Source organism: Thioalkalivibrio sp. ALMg13-2, assembly GCF_000381185.1.
Taxonomy (GTDB): domain Bacteria; phylum Pseudomonadota; class Gammaproteobacteria; order Ectothiorhodospirales; family Ectothiorhodospiraceae; genus Thioalkalivibrio; species Thioalkalivibrio versutus.
Genome location: NZ_KB906101.1, coordinates 106225 through 119433, shown reverse-complemented (window position 1 = coordinate 119433; position 13209 = coordinate 106225). Strand labels below are relative to the sequence as shown.

Here is a 13209-nt window from a genome sequence, read left to right as displayed (position 1 = left end):
AAGGTAAAGATATAGTCGTTTTCGCGACCGGCGTCACTACCACGCCGGGGTCGCGGAGGGTGCGGCCGGATCCGGAACGGGGCCGGGGACGCGGCCCTCGGACCCTTCCGTGTCGGCGACGGGGGCGTCACCCGCGTCCGCATCGCCGCTGTCCAGCCACCAGATATCACTGCGCCGCGAGGCCTGGCGCGCGCCATCGGCGGCCGGGTCGACACCCGGGGCCTCGATCTCGACACCCGCAGCCGGGAGACCCGCCTCCACCAGTGCCTGACGTACCACCTCCGCACGATTGCGGCTGAGGGGACGGTTGATCTCCAACGGCCCGGCGGCATCCGTCCAGCCAACGACCCGAACGCGCGGGGTCTCCGTAGCCGTCAGGATGCGGGCCGCGCGCTCCAGAACCTCGCGTGCCTCGGGATCCAGACGATGGCTACCGGTTTCGAAGTAAACGCTCCAGCGATCCAGCGCGCCCCCGTCCGGGCTCGCGGCAGGCGCGTCCTGCCCGCCATAACAGGCGCGGAAATCGCGCGCACGGAGGGCAAAACGAATGCCGCGAAAGTGCACCGAGTCGTCACCATCGGGAAAATCGATGCGCACGTCATGGCCTGCCAGCAGGCGGGCCTTCAGGAGTTGGGCCGATCCCTGTGGCACCCGGAACAAGCGATCGTCACGGGCCTGCAGCCGCAGATCCAGGGGCGACTGGGTCGCCGGACGCAGCCATTCGGGCGCGCCGGTGCGCAGCCGCGGCGTGACGCCCGCCGGCATCGCGTAGGGGGCCTGCCAGAAGACTGCGGTCAACAGGCCCGGCCGGGCCTCGAAACGCAGCGTACCGCCGTGACGCACGGTCTGCTGGATGCTACAGGTGGCTTCTTCCTCGGTCAGCTGCCAGTCACTACGCTCCAGCGGTTCGCTGTAGGGCGCAGCACCCGCCGTGGCCATACCCACCCCCAGCAGCACCAATCCCGGGAGTGCGCAACGCAGCCACTGGCGCAAGCGGGCCACGACCCGCTAGCGCTTTTTCGGCGGCAGAATATCGGTGATCGAGCCGTGCGCGACCTCGGCGGCGAAGGCCACCGTCTCGCTGAGCGTCGGGTGCGGGTGCACCGTCAGACCGATGTCTTCCATCTCGGCGCCCATCTCCAGCGCCAGCATCGCCTCGCCGATCAGGTCGCCCGCGGACGGGCCGACGATACCGGCTCCGATCACGCGGCCATCCGCATCGAACAGCAGTTTGGTCAGGCCGTCCTCGGCACCCAGCGCGATCGCCCGGCCGGAGGCAGCCCAGGGGAACACGCCCTTGGTGTATTCGATGCCGTCGGCCTTGGCCTGCTCCTCGGTCACGCCCATCCAGGCGACCTCGGGGTGGGTATAGGCCACCGACGGGATCGCGCGCGCGTCGAAGTGGACCTTGTGCCCGGCGATCACCTCGGCGGCAACCTTGCCCTCGTGAGTGGCCTTGTGCGCCAGCATCGGCTGACCGACCACGTCGCCGATGGCGAAGATGTGCTCGACGTTGGTGCGCTGCTGGCTGTCGACCTCGATGAAGCCGCGCTCGCTCACCTGCACGCCGGCCGCCTCGGCCTTGATCTTCGCCCCGTTCGGGCCGCGGCCCACGGCGACCAGCACGCGATCGAAAGTGTCCTCTTCCGGCAGGCCCTTGGCCTCGCCCTCGAACTGGCAGACGATCCCGGCCTTGGTGGCCTTGGCCTCGGACACCTTGCTCTTGAGGAAGATATTCTCGAAGCGCTTCTTCGCGCGCTTCTCGAACGGGCGCACGATGTCGCGATCCGCGCCCGGCATCAGGGTGTCCGAAAGCTCCACCACGGTGACCTTGGAGCCCAGAGACTCGTACACGCAGGCCATCTCCAGACCGATGATGCCACCACCGACCACCAGCATGCGCTCGGGGATCTCGGCCAGGTCCAGCGCGTCGGTGGAATCCATCACCCGCTCGTCGTCCCAGGGGAAGCCGGGCAGCTTGATCGCCTGCGAACCGACCGCGATGATCGCGTGCTCGAAGCCGATCACCTCGCGGCCGTCATTGCCCTCCACTGCGATGCTGTTGGCGCCGGTGAATTCGCCGACGCCCTGGACCACGCGCACCTTGCGCTGTTTGCACAGCTGCTTGAGCCCGCCGGTCAGCTTCTTGACCGTGCCGCCCTTGTAGCCTCGCAGGCCCTCCAGATCGATCTCCGGTTCGCCGAACTTGATACCCAGCGCGGCGAAGCGCTCGGCCTCGTGCAGCACCTCGCCGGCATGCAGGAGCGCCTTGGACGGGATGCAGCCGACGTTCAGGCACACGCCGCCGATCTCCGGGTAGCGCTCGACCATCACCACGTCCAGGCCCAGATCCGCGGCGCGGAAGGCGGCGGTATAACCGCCGGGGCCGGAACCTAGAACCAGCACCTGGCACTGGCTGCCGGTGTTCGGGTCGGCGGCCGCCTTGGGGGCCGCCGCCTTTTTCGGCTCACTCGCGGCGCCGGACTCCGCCTTCGCGGATTCGGCTTTGGCATCACCGCCGGAGGCGCCCTGCTCCTCGGTGCCTGCAGCGTCGCTGCTGGCCTCGAGATCCAGGAGCTTGCTGCCCTTGGACACCTTGTCTCCGACCTTCACGTGCAGCTTCTTCACCGTGCCGGCCTCGGGGGCGGGCACGTCGATGGTCGCCTTGTCGGACTCCAGGGTGATCAACGGATCTTCCGGGGCGATCTCGCTGCCCGGCTGCACCAGGACCTCGATAATCTCGACGTCCTTGAAATCCCCGATGTCCGGGACCTCGATGGTCTTGGTCTGGCTCATCCAATCGCTCCGGTTCGAATTCGGTTACAGCAGCATGCGGCGCATGTCGGACAACAGTCCGCTCAGCGTGGTAGCGAAGCGCGCGCCCAGGGCGCCGTCGATCACCCGGTGATCGTACGACAGTGCCAGCGGCAGAATCAGGCGCGGCTCGAACTCCTTGCCGTTCCAGACCGGCTTCATGCTGGAGCGCGACACGCCCAGGATCGCGACCTCTGGGGCATTCACGATCGGCGTGAACTGGGTCCCGCCGATCCCGCCGAGGCTGGAGATGGTCAGGCACCCCCCCTGCATGTCCGCCGGCTTCAGCTTCTTGTCACGGGCACGCTGGGACAGGTCCATCAGTTCGGAAGCGATGTCGACCAGGCTCTTGCGGTCCACGTCGCGCACCACCGGGACGACCAGGCCGTCCGGGGTGTCCACCGCGATGCCGAGGTTGTAGTACTGCTTGATGATCAGGTTCTCGCCGGTCGCGTCCAGCGAGGCGTTGAAACGCGGGTACTGCTTGAGCGCGGAGACCACCGCCTTCATCAGGAACGGCAGGAAGGTGACCTTCACGCCCTTCTTTTCGTACTCGGCCTTCAGCGACTTGCGGAAGTCCTCGAGCTCGGTGATGTCGGCCTCGTCGAACTGGGTCACGTGCGGGACGGTGACCCAGTTGCGATGCAGGTTCTTGCCGGTGAGCTTGTTGATCTTCGACAGCGCCTGGGTCTCGGTCGGCCCAAACTCGGAGAAGTCGATCTCCGGCATCGGCTCGACCCCCAGCCCGCCACCAGCGCCCTGGCTCAAGGCGCGCTTGACGAAGCCCTGCACGTCCTCGCGCAGGATGCGCCCCTTGCGCCCGGATCCGTCGACCTTGCTCAGGTCGACGCCCAGCTCGCGCGCGAACTTGCGCACCACCGGCGAGGCATGCGCCTTGCGGAAGGCCGACTCGTCACGGATGTGCTCGGTGGGCGACGGGCGCGGGTCGGCCCGGTCGGCGGCCTTCGGCGCCTCGGAGGGCTGCGGCTTTTCGGCCTCGGGGGCCGATTCGGCTTTGGCATCCGAAGAGGATGCTTCCTGCTTCGGCGGCTCGTCTTTCGCGGACTTGTCCTCGGCGGCACCCTCGTCGGAGGGTTCCAGTTCCAGGATCGGATCGCCCTCGTTGACACGGTCGCCGGCCTTTACCTTGACTGCTTTCACGGTCCCGCCCTGCGGGGCCGGGATCTCGATGGAGGCCTTGTCCGATTCCAGCGTGATCAGCGGATCCTCCGGGGCGATGGTGTCCCCCGGGCTCACGATCACCTCGATGATCTCGACGTCCTTAAAGTCACCGATGTCCGGTACGTGCACGGTAGTCGTGTTGCTCATGTCTGCTCCTGCCTCGGTACCGGCGGCCTCAGGCCTGCAAGGGGTTGGGCCGTTCGACGTCGATCTTGTACTTCTTGATCGCGTCGGTGACGGTCTTGGCCTCGACGGTCCCGGCGTCGGCCAGGGCCTTCAGGGCCGTGACCGCGATGTGGTAACGATCGACCTCGAAGTGCCGGCGCAGCGCCGCGCGGGTGTCCGAGCGGCCGAAGCCGTCGGTGCCCAGCACGCGATAGTCGGCCGGCACGAAGGCGCGGATCTGGTCGGCGTAGGCCTGGACGTAGTCGGTCGCGGCGATGACCGGGTCGTCCGAACCACCCAGGCACTCCTCCACCCAGGACTTGCGCGGCTTGGCCTCCGGATTCAGGCGCGCATGGCGGTCGGCATCGCGGCCGTCGCGGGCCAGTTCGTTGAAGCTGGTCGCGCTCCACACCTCGGCGGCCACGCCGAAGTCGTTGTCCAGCAGTTCGGCGGCGGCGATGGCCTCGCGCAGGATGGTGCCGGAGCCCAGCAGACGCACCTTCTTTTTCTTGCGCCCGCCCGCCTGGAAGCGATACAGCCCGCGGCGGATACCTTCCTCGGCGCCCTTCGGCATGGCCGGCTGCGGGTAGTTCTCGTTCATCACGGTGATGTAGTAGAAGACGCTTTGCTGCTCCGCGTACATGCGGCGCATCCCGTCCTGCACGATCACCGCCAGTTCATAGGCGAAGGTCGGGTCGTAGGCGATGCAGTTGGGGACGTTGGCGGCCATCATCTGGCTGTGGCCGTCGTCGTGCTGCAGGCCCTCCCCGGCCAGGGTGGTGCGCCCGGCGGTGGCACCCATCAGGAAGCCGCGGGCGCGCATGTCCCCGGCCGCCCAGATCAGGTCGCCGACGCGCTGGAAGCCGAACATCGAGTAGAAGATGTAGAACGGCACCATCGCCACGCCGTGCGTGGAGTAGGAGGTCGCGGCCGCGATCCAGGAGGACATGGAACCGGCCTCGTTGATCCCTTCTTCCAGGATCTGGCCCTTCTTGTCCTCCTTGTAATACATCACCTGATCCTTGTCCTGCGGCTCGTAGAGCTGACCGACCGAGGAGTAGATCCCCAGCTGACGGAACAACCCTTCCATGCCGAAGGTGCGGGCCTCGTCGGGCACGATCGGAACCACGTTCTTGCCGATCTTCTTGTCGCGGGCAAGCAGGGTCAGCAGGCGCACGAAGGCCATGGTGGTCGACATCTCGCGCTCGCCGGAGGCCTCCAGCAGGCCGTTAAACGCATCCAGCCCGGGCACTTCGAGCGGCGTGGCCAGCGGCCGGCGCACGGGCAGATGCCCGCCGAGGTCGTTGCGCCGCGCGTTCATGTACTTCATCTCTTCGGAGTCGGGATCCGGCTTGATGTACTCGGCCTTCTCCACCTGCTCGTCGGACAGCGGGATATTGAAGCGGTCGCGGAACTGCTTCATGTCGTCCGAATCCATCTTCTTCTGGCTGTGGGTGCGGTTCTGGGCCTCGCCCGCCGCGCCCATGCCATAGCCCTTCACGGTGTGCGCGAGGATCACCGTCGGCTGCCCCGTGTGCTCGGCTGCCGCCTTGTAGGCCGCATAGACCTTGACCGGGTCGTGCCCCCCGCGATTCAGCCGCCAGATGTCCTCGTCGGACATGTTGGCCACCATGCGCTGGAGTTCGGGATACTTGCCAAAGAAGTGTTCGCGCACGTAGGCGCCGTCGCGCGACTTGTAATTCTGATAGTCGCCATCGACCGCCTCCATCATGCGTTTTTGCAGCAGGCCGTCGGTGTCCTTGGCCAGCAGCGGATCCCAGTAGCGGCCCCACAGGACCTTGACCACATTCCAGCCGGCGCCGCGGAAGATCGCCTCCAGCTCCTGCACGATCTTGCCGTTGCCACGCACCGGGCCGTCCAGGCGCTGCAGGTTGCAGTTCACCACCCAGGTCAGGTTGTCCAGCTTCTCGCGCGAGGCCAGGGTGATCGCCCCCAGGGTCTCCGGCTCGTCCACCTCGCCGTCCCCGACGAAGCTCCACACACGGCGGTTCTTGGTCTGCGCCAGGCCGCGGTCCTGCAGGTAGCGCATGAAGCGCGCCTGGTAGATGCTCATGATCGGACCAAGTCCCATGGACACGGTCGGGAACTGCCAGAAGTCCGGCATCAGCCAGGGGTGCGGATACGAGGACAGGCCCTTGCCGTCCACCTCGCGGCGGAAGTGGTCCAGCTGCTCCTCGCTCAAGCGCCCTTCCATGAACGCGCGGGCGTAGATACCCGGCGAGGAATGGCCCTGGGCAAACAGCAGGTCACCGCCGTGGTCATGCGCAGGGGCATGCCAGAAGTGGTTGAAACCGACGTCGTACAGGGTCGCGGCCGAGGCAAAGGTCGCGATATGCCCGCCCAGCTCGGCGGAGGCGCGGTTGGCCTTGACCACCATGGCCATCGCGTTCCAGCGGATATAGGAACGGATGCGATGCTCCACCGCGCCATCGCCCGGGTATTCCGGTTCGAGGTGGGTGGGGATCGTGTTCACATAGGCAGTGTTGGCGGAGTACGGGAGGTAGGCCCCGCTGCGGCGCGCCTTGTCGACCAGTCGCTCGAGGAGGGCATGGGCCCGTTCCGGGCCATCCGTCTCCAGCACGGAGGCCAGGGCGTCGATCCACTCCTGGGTCTCCTGCGGGTCGATATCGTGTTCGGTCGCGTTCGGGTCCATGCGCTCTACCCCTGAAAACGGGTTGGGAATCGGGTTGCCACTACGGGGCCGGGCCACCGGGCAGGCGGGCATTTGCTACCATGCGCCGGTGTTGGGCGGGCATAAAAGGCGCAAGTATCCCGACTGTCCCGCCAACAGGTCAAGCGAAAGCCCGCTATGGCGCCGATCGTCGGGGAAATCTGCGGGAACGTGCGCAAAGCGCGCGCAACCCGCCTGAACAGCCGGAACGCGGGACGATCCCCCGCCCGGCGCCGCCGACATCCCGAACCACCGCCGCACCCGAAACCGAGTACCTCAATGCCCGAAACTCTGCAGCTAGACCCCAATCACCGCCCGATGGCGAACCGCTTCCGCGGCTTCCTGCCGGTGGTCGTCGACGTGGAGACCGGCGGCTTCGACTGCCACCGGCATGCCTTGCTGCAAATCGCTGCGGTGTTTCTGCGCCGCGACGCGAACGACCACCTGGTGCGCGACCGCACGGTCAGCGTGCATGTGCGGCCGTTCGAGGGTTCGGAAATGGACCCGAAATCGCTGGAGGTCAACGGCATCGACCCCTACCACCCGCTGCGCGCGGCCTACCCCGAGGATCAGGCGATGGGCAAGGTGTTCAGCGAGGTGCGCCGGGAGGTGAAGGTCAATCACTGCAAGCGCGCAGTACTGGTGGGGCATAACGCCCACTTCGACCTGGGCTTCGTGCATGCGACGGCCGAGCGCTGCGGCATCAAGCGCAACCCGTTCCACCCGTTCAGCAGCCTGGACACGGTATCCCTGGCGGCACTGGCCTTCGGCCAGACCGTGCTGGCGCGCGCGGCGGACGCCGCAGGACTGGGCTGGGACACCGAGTCGGCGCACAGCGCGGCTTTCGATGCGGAAAAGACGGCGGACATCTTCTGCCAGATCACCAATCGCTGGCAGGACGGGATCGGGGTGCCGCAAAACGCCCTGCGCCTGCCCGACCCGGAAGAACTCCCGCCCGGGAGTTGAACGTAAAAAACCCGCCGCCCGAGCCGCCACAAGGGCGCCCGGGTGACGGGTCATATGCCGGACGGCCGCATGGCCGCCGGGCCAGTTCAGCCTAGCTGGCCGCGCGCTTGGCGTGGGCCTCGTCGACCATCTTCTTCAGCTCGCCGCTCTCGAACATCTCGAGGGTGATGTCGCAGCCCCCGACCAGTTCACCGTCGATATAGACCTGCGGGAAAGTCGGCCAGTCGGCGAAGCGCGGCAGATTCTGCATGACTTCCTGATCCGCGATCACGTTCACGTAGCCAAATTCCTGGTCGCAGCGCTTGAGCGCCTCCACCGCACGGCTGGAGAACCCACACATGGGGAACTGCGGGGTGCCCTTCATGAAGATCACCACCGGATTGTCTTCCACCTGTTGGCGGATGCGATCCATTACGTCCATTACTGTACTCCCGAAATTTGGTGCCAAAACAGGGCGCAGCCGCGCATCGCGGCACGCCCCAAACTTATTTCCTAGTATAACGCTCAGACATTGAAGCGGAAATGTACCACGTCGCCCTCTCTCAGCACGTATTCCTTGCCTTCGAGGCGCCATTTCCCCGCGTCCTTCGCGCCCTGCTCGCCGTTGTATCCGACGAAGTCGTCGTACCCCACCACCTCGGCACGGATGAAACCGCGCTCGAAATCCGTGTGGATCGCCCCCGCCCCCTGCGGCGCAGTGGAGCCCTGGCGCACGGTCCAGGCACGCACCTCCTTCTCGCCCGCAGTGAAGAAGGTCTGCAGGTTCAACAGGCGGTAGGCCGTCCGGATCACCCGGTCCAGCCCCGGCTCCTCGAGACCCAGGTCGGCCAGGAACTCGGTACGCTCCTCGGGATCCAGCACCGCGATCTCGGCCTCGATGGCGGCGCAGACACTGACCACCTCGGCGCCCTCCTCGGCCGCCTTCGCCTGCACGGCCTCGACCATGGCATTGCCAGCGGACAGCGAGGCCTCGTCCACATTGGCAATGTACATCGCCGGCTTGAGGGTCAGAAGGTGCAGGTCGTACAGGGCCCGCCGCTCGTCCTCGTCCAGACCCTGCGCCCGTGCCGGAATACCCTGATCAAGGCCCGCCGACACCTTCTCGGCCGCCTGCAACTGGGCGATGGCGGTCTTGTCCTGCGACTTGGCCGCACGTGCCAGACGGGAAAGCGCCTTGTTCACGGTCTCGAGGTCCGCCAGCATCAGTTCGGTGCTAATGGTCTCGATATCCGCCAGCGGATCGACCTTGCCGGCGACATGTACGATGTCGTCATCCTCGAAACAACGCACCACCTGGGCGATCGCGTCCGTCTCGCGGATATGCGCCAGGAACTGGTTGCCCAGCCCCTCGCCCTGGGCGGCCCCCGCGACCAGGCCGGCGATGTCCACGAATTCGACCGTGGTCGGCAGCGTGCGCTGGGGCTTCACGATCTCGGCGAGCCGCGTCAGCCGCGGATCCGGGACCTCCACCACGCCCACGTTCGGATCGATGGTGCAGAAGGGGTAGTTCTCCGCCGCGATGTCCGCGCGCGTGAGGGCATTGAACAGGGTGGACTTGCCGACATTCGGCAGGCCCACGATCCCGCATTTCAGACTCATCGGGCTTCCTCGGAGTTCTTGGGGCCGGCCGGCTTCGACCCACCCCCATGCAGATTGCGCACGGCCTCGTCCCAGCGCCCGGCCACCAGGGCCGGGATCTGGTCCAGGGCCGTATCGATGGCCTCCTCGATGGCCCGGGCATCATCCCGCCCAGGGCGATCGAGCACGAACGGCACCACGTCGTCGCGATGCCCCGGGTGGCCGATCCCGACCCGCAGCCGGGCGTAGTCCGGCCCGCCCATGTGGCGGTGCAGATCGCGCAGCCCGTTGTGTCCACCATGGCCGCCGCCCAGCTTCAGTCGCACTACGCCAGGATCGAGATCCAGCTCGTCATGCACGACCAGGATGGCCGCGGGCGGGATGCGGTAGAAATCCGCGCACTTGCGTACCGGCAGGCCACTCTTGTTCATGAAGCTCATGGGCTTGAGCAGCCAGCAGTCGCCGTCCGGCAGGGCCAGACGTGCCGCTTCACCATCGAAGCGACTCTCGGGGCGGAACTCCGTGCCATGGCGGCGGGCCAGGGTGTCCACAAACCAGAAACCCGCGTTATGCCGGGTTTCGGCATAACGCGGGCCCGGATTCCCCAGCCCGACCACGAGACGGATCGGTTCGGGTTGGATCGCCATCAGTCAGGTGGCAAGCCGCAAGGCTTACTCCTTGTCCCCGGACTCCGACTCGTCGCCGGAAGCGGCCTCGTCGCCACCCTCGGCTTCTGCGCCACCTTCGGCTTCCGCGGCTTCGCCTTCGAGCTCTTCCTCTTCCGCCTTCGCGGAACGCGGCAGCAGCACGCTGACCACGGCGTAGTCGTATTCCTCGCCGTGCATCAGGGCCACGCTCTGCACGCCCTCCGGCAGCTTCAACTCGGAGATGTGCACGGTGTCACCGACATCCAGCTCGATCACGTCGAGATCGATGGACTCGGGCAGGTCGCCCGGCAGACACTCGACCTCGAGCTCGTTGATCATGCGGCTGACCATGCCACCGCCCAGCTTCACGCCCTTGCACTCTTCCTCGTTGTGGAAGTGCAGCGGCACGCTGACGCGGATCGGCTGATTGGCGCTCACGCGCATCAGGTCGACGTGGTAGATGGTCGGCTTGAACGGATGGCGCTGCACATCTCGCAGGATCGCCTTCTCGGTCTTGCCGCCCAGCTTCACGCTCAGGATGTGCGAATAGAACGCATCTTCCTTGAGGTTGTGGACCATCGCATTGTGATCCAACGTGATGGCCACGGCGTCCTTGTCCGCTCCGTACAGGATGGCGGGCAGCTTGCCAGCGCGACGCAGGCGGCGGCTCGCACTCGAACCCTGTTCGTCACGCTTCTCGGCTTCAATGGTAAAGCTCATGCTCATTGCTACGGTCTCCAAAATGAAAGGCGCTTCACCCGAAGCGCCTTGAACACACCCCGCCCGCGACCAGGCGGGGCGCTGAATGGGAGGCAAGCCTCCCGAAATCGGTTATCGCCGGTCCACAGCTCCAGCCCACACGGACCTAGTCCATGAACAACGAGCTGACGGACTCCTCGAGGTTGATGCGGCGGATGGTCTCCGCAAGCATCTCCGCGACCGACAACTGACGAATCTTTTCGCAGGCCTGCGCATTGGGCTGCAGGGCCAGGGTGTCGGTCACCACCAGCTCGTCAAGCGCCGAACCGTTTATATTATCAATTGCCGCGCCGGAAAGCACGGGGTGCGTGGCATAGGCCATCACCGAGTGCGCCCCGTGTGCCTTCAGGGCCTTCGCGGCCTGGCACAGCGTACCGGCGGTATCCACCAGGTCGTCAATGATGATGCAGGACTTGCCGCGCACATCCCCGATGATATGCATTACCTCGGACTCGTTGGCACGCGGGCGGCGCTTGTCGATGATCGCCAGATCGGCGTCATCCAGCCGCTTGGCGATGGCGCGGGCACGCACCACCCCGCCGACATCCGGCGACACCACGGTCAGATCGCCCGAGACATGCCGCCAGACGTCGCCCAGCAGCACCGGCGAGGCATAGATGTTGTCCACCGGGACATTGAAGAAACCCTGAACCTGGTCGGCGTGCACGTCGATGGTCAGCACGCGATCCGCGCCCACCGCCTCGATCATGTTGGCGACCACCTTGGCCGAGATCGGCACCCGCGCCGAGCGCACACGGCGGTCCTGGCGCGCATAACCGAAATACGGGATCACCGTGGTGATGCGTCCGGCCGAGGCGCGGCGCAGCGCATCGACCATGATCACCAGCTCCATGATGTTTTCGTTGGTCGGCTGCCCCGTCGGCTGGATCAGGAAGACGTCGCGGCCGCGCACGTTCTCCAGCAACTCGACCTGCACCTCGCCATCGCTGAAACGCCCCACGATGGCCTTGCCCATCGGCAGCCCCAGGTGTTCCGCAACGGCCTGGGCGAGACGCGGGTTGGCATTGCCCGCGAAGATCATCATGCGATTCTTGTCGACCACGGTTCGTCCCGGTCTGGATGGAGTGGAGCGAGCGTGCTAGAACGCCCGAGCTCCAAATTATAGACCCCGGATCGGGACCGGGGTCTTGGTGGTTTTGCTTCGCGCCCTTCTGGCGCAAAGCGGTTGTTGGCTGGGCCGGCAGGATTACGGCGCTGCGCGCCGCCCTTCGGGCCGCCGCCTGTGGCGGCGTTCTCTCGCGGCGATGCCGCTCGAGTCGAACCCGGTTCTCATCCTGCCGTCCCGGCAGTTTGGGTGACCCGCGCCCGAGGCGCGGGTCTGATTGTATGGCTGGGCCGGCAGGATTCGAACCTGCGCATGGCGGGATCAAAACCCGCTGCCTTACCGCTTGGCTACGGCCCAATATCTCCCTGAACTCTATTGTACTTCCTGACCGGCGCCGTGCCCGGCCCATCCCCCGGATCGGCGTTGCCGATCCGGGCCGGCAGGATGATGGCGCTACGCGCCACCCTTGCGTGGACCTATTCTTTTTCGCTGTTACCGCCGCACGGCGGTAACCAGGCCTGCAAGGGTGACGTGTTCTGCAACGTCGTCACCCAGCTTTTCCGCGGGGCGGGCTGCGCGGACTGCGCAGCCCGGGCCGCCCCCTCATCGGGAAACATCCCGAACACACAGCCACCACTCCCGCTCAAATGCGCCCGGGGGCTTTGATCCGCCAGCCAGGCCAGCGCGTGATCGACCTCCGGATAGCGCGCCCGAACGACCGGTTCGAACACGTTCACGAACCGCTCGGCATCGATCGCGGACGAAATTGTCTCGGTGGCGCAGTCGCGTGTCAATTCCGCACACCCGAACATGGCCCCCGTGGCAACCGAAACGCCCGGATCAATCAGCAGAATCCAGCCGGTATCCGGGGCCACCGGCGCAAGCCGCTCACCCACCCCCTCGGCCCAGGCGGCATGTCCGGCGACGAACACCGGCACATCGGCGCCCAGCTCCAGCCCGATCGCCGCCAGTTGCTCGACTGGACACCCCAGATCGAACAGGTAGTTCAGGGCCACCAGCGTGGTGGCGGCATCGGAGCTGCCGCCACCCAGGCCGCCCCCCACCGGGATCCGCTTTTCGAGGTGGATGCGCACGCCGAAGGACTTGTCCGCCACCTCGGCCAGGCGCCGGGCCGCCCGCAGGCAGAGGTTGTCCTGCCCATCGATGGCCTCGCAGGCCATCTCGAAGCGCCCCTCGGGCAGGGGATCGAAGCGCAGGCGGTCTTCCAGCCCGAGGAACTGGAACACCGTCTGCAGCTCATGATAACCATCCGGCCGGCGGCCAGTGATGTGCAGGAAACGGTTGATCTTGGCCGGGGCCGGAAACGGCATCCCGAACCC

The 13209-nt window shown here is 66.4% G+C and carries 10 protein-coding genes, 1 tRNA gene, 1 other RNA gene and 1 pseudogene; 1 reads left to right on the top strand and 12 read right to left on the bottom strand.

Annotated elements, in window-relative coordinates; all coding sequences use genetic code 11:
- Positions 1 to 36: 36 nt before the first annotated feature.
- From F618_RS0102015 to aceE, 4 genes and pseudogenes are all read right to left on the bottom strand, one after another.
- A complete protein-coding gene (locus F618_RS0102015) occupies positions 37 to 1002 on the bottom strand; it encodes an OmpA family protein (protein ID WP_026331118.1) in 966 nt (321 codons plus the stop codon).
- A 6-nt stretch (positions 1003 to 1008) separates the two neighbouring features.
- Positions 1009 to 2796, bottom strand: coding sequence for a dihydrolipoyl dehydrogenase (lpdA, locus tag F618_RS0102010; RefSeq protein ID WP_019567632.1), 1788 nt, complete (start codon positions 2794 to 2796; stop codon positions 1009 to 1011).
- 24 nt (positions 2797 to 2820) lie between these two features.
- Positions 2821 to 4176 (bottom strand): annotated as a pseudogene (aceF, locus tag F618_RS0102005) (dihydrolipoyllysine-residue acetyltransferase); the annotation flags it as partial.
- Positions 4172 to 6835 carry a pyruvate dehydrogenase (acetyl-transferring), homodimeric type gene (gene aceE / locus F618_RS0102000; protein ID WP_019567631.1) on the bottom strand — a complete coding sequence of 888 codons (2664 nt, stop codon included), beginning with the start codon at positions 6833 to 6835 and terminating at the stop codon, positions 4172 to 4174. The gene aceE and the pseudogene aceF, both read right to left, overlap by 5 nt.
- A gap of 297 nt (positions 6836 to 7132) precedes the next feature.
- On the opposite strand from aceE, the gene rnt reads away from it, so the two are divergent.
- The gene (gene rnt / locus F618_RS0101995) at positions 7133 to 7819 is read left to right on the top strand and encodes a ribonuclease T (protein WP_018145268.1); all 687 of its coding nucleotides are present in this window, start codon (positions 7133 to 7135) and stop codon (positions 7817 to 7819) included.
- Positions 7820 to 7910: 91 nt separating this feature from the next.
- On the opposite strand, the gene grxD is transcribed toward rnt, so the two are convergent.
- The 8 genes from grxD to ispE form a co-directional block, all read right to left on the bottom strand.
- Positions 7911 to 8240, bottom strand: coding sequence for a Grx4 family monothiol glutaredoxin (gene grxD / locus F618_RS0101990; RefSeq protein WP_018145267.1), 330 nt, complete (start codon positions 8238 to 8240; stop codon positions 7911 to 7913).
- Between the two features lie 83 nt (positions 8241 to 8323).
- Positions 8324 to 9418: a redox-regulated ATPase YchF gene (gene ychF / locus F618_RS0101985; RefSeq protein ID WP_018937282.1), complete on the bottom strand. Its 1095-nt coding sequence runs from the start codon at positions 9416 to 9418 to the stop codon at positions 8324 to 8326.
- The gene (gene pth, locus F618_RS0101980) at positions 9415 to 10044 is read right to left on the bottom strand and encodes an aminoacyl-tRNA hydrolase (RefSeq protein ID WP_019567630.1); all 630 of its coding nucleotides are present in this window, start codon (positions 10042 to 10044) and stop codon (positions 9415 to 9417) included. Before pth ends, ychF begins: the two co-directional genes overlap by 4 nt.
- Before the next feature lie 24 nt (positions 10045 to 10068).
- Positions 10069 to 10770, bottom strand: a complete 702-nt coding sequence (locus F618_RS0101975; RefSeq protein ID WP_018169038.1) for a 50S ribosomal protein L25/general stress protein Ctc — start codon at positions 10768 to 10770, stop codon at positions 10069 to 10071.
- 139 nt (positions 10771 to 10909) lie between these two features.
- A complete protein-coding gene (locus F618_RS0101970) occupies positions 10910 to 11848 on the bottom strand; it encodes a ribose-phosphate diphosphokinase (RefSeq protein ID WP_196799408.1) in 939 nt (312 codons plus the stop codon).
- 145 nt (positions 11849 to 11993) lie between these two features.
- A non-coding RNA gene (locus F618_RS15270) (RtT sRNA) lies at positions 11994 to 12118 on the bottom strand.
- A 33-nt stretch (positions 12119 to 12151) separates the two neighbouring features.
- Positions 12152 to 12226, bottom strand: a tRNA-Gln gene (locus F618_RS0101965).
- A gap of 119 nt (positions 12227 to 12345) precedes the next feature.
- Positions 12346 to 13200: a 4-(cytidine 5'-diphospho)-2-C-methyl-D-erythritol kinase gene (gene ispE / locus F618_RS0101960; RefSeq protein ID WP_051080744.1), complete on the bottom strand. Its 855-nt coding sequence runs from the start codon at positions 13198 to 13200 to the stop codon at positions 12346 to 12348.
- Positions 13201 to 13209 lie beyond the last annotated feature (9 nt).

Excerpts from the sequence above, each read along its gene's own strand:
- F618_RS0101970 (WP_196799408.1), bottom strand. The coding sequence starts at position 11,848 with ATGATGATCTTCGCGGGCAATGCCAACCCGCGTCTCGCCCAGGCCGTT.
- ychF (WP_018937282.1), bottom strand. The coding sequence starts at position 9,418 with ATGAGTCTGAAATGCGGGATCGTGGGCCTGCCGAATGTCGGCAAGTCC.
- lpdA (WP_019567632.1), bottom strand. The coding sequence starts at position 2,796 with ATGAGCCAGACCAAGACCATCGAGGTCCCGGACATCGGGGATTTCAAG.
- pth (WP_019567630.1), bottom strand. The coding sequence starts at position 10,044 with ATGGCGATCCAACCCGAACCGATCCGTCTCGTGGTCGGGCTGGGGAAT.
- grxD (WP_018145267.1), bottom strand. The coding sequence starts at position 8,240 with ATGGACGTAATGGATCGCATCCGCCAACAGGTGGAAGACAATCCGGTG.
- aceE (WP_019567631.1), bottom strand. The coding sequence starts at position 6,835 with ATGGACCCGAACGCGACCGAACACGATATCGACCCGCAGGAGACCCAG.
- ispE (WP_051080744.1), bottom strand. The coding sequence starts at position 13,200 with ATGCCGTTTCCGGCCCCGGCCAAGATCAACCGTTTCCTGCACATCACT.
- rnt (WP_018145268.1), top strand. The coding sequence starts at position 7,133 with ATGCCCGAAACTCTGCAGCTAGACCCCAATCACCGCCCGATGGCGAAC.
- F618_RS0101975 (WP_018169038.1), bottom strand. The coding sequence starts at position 10,770 with ATGAGCATGAGCTTTACCATTGAAGCCGAGAAGCGTGACGAACAGGGT.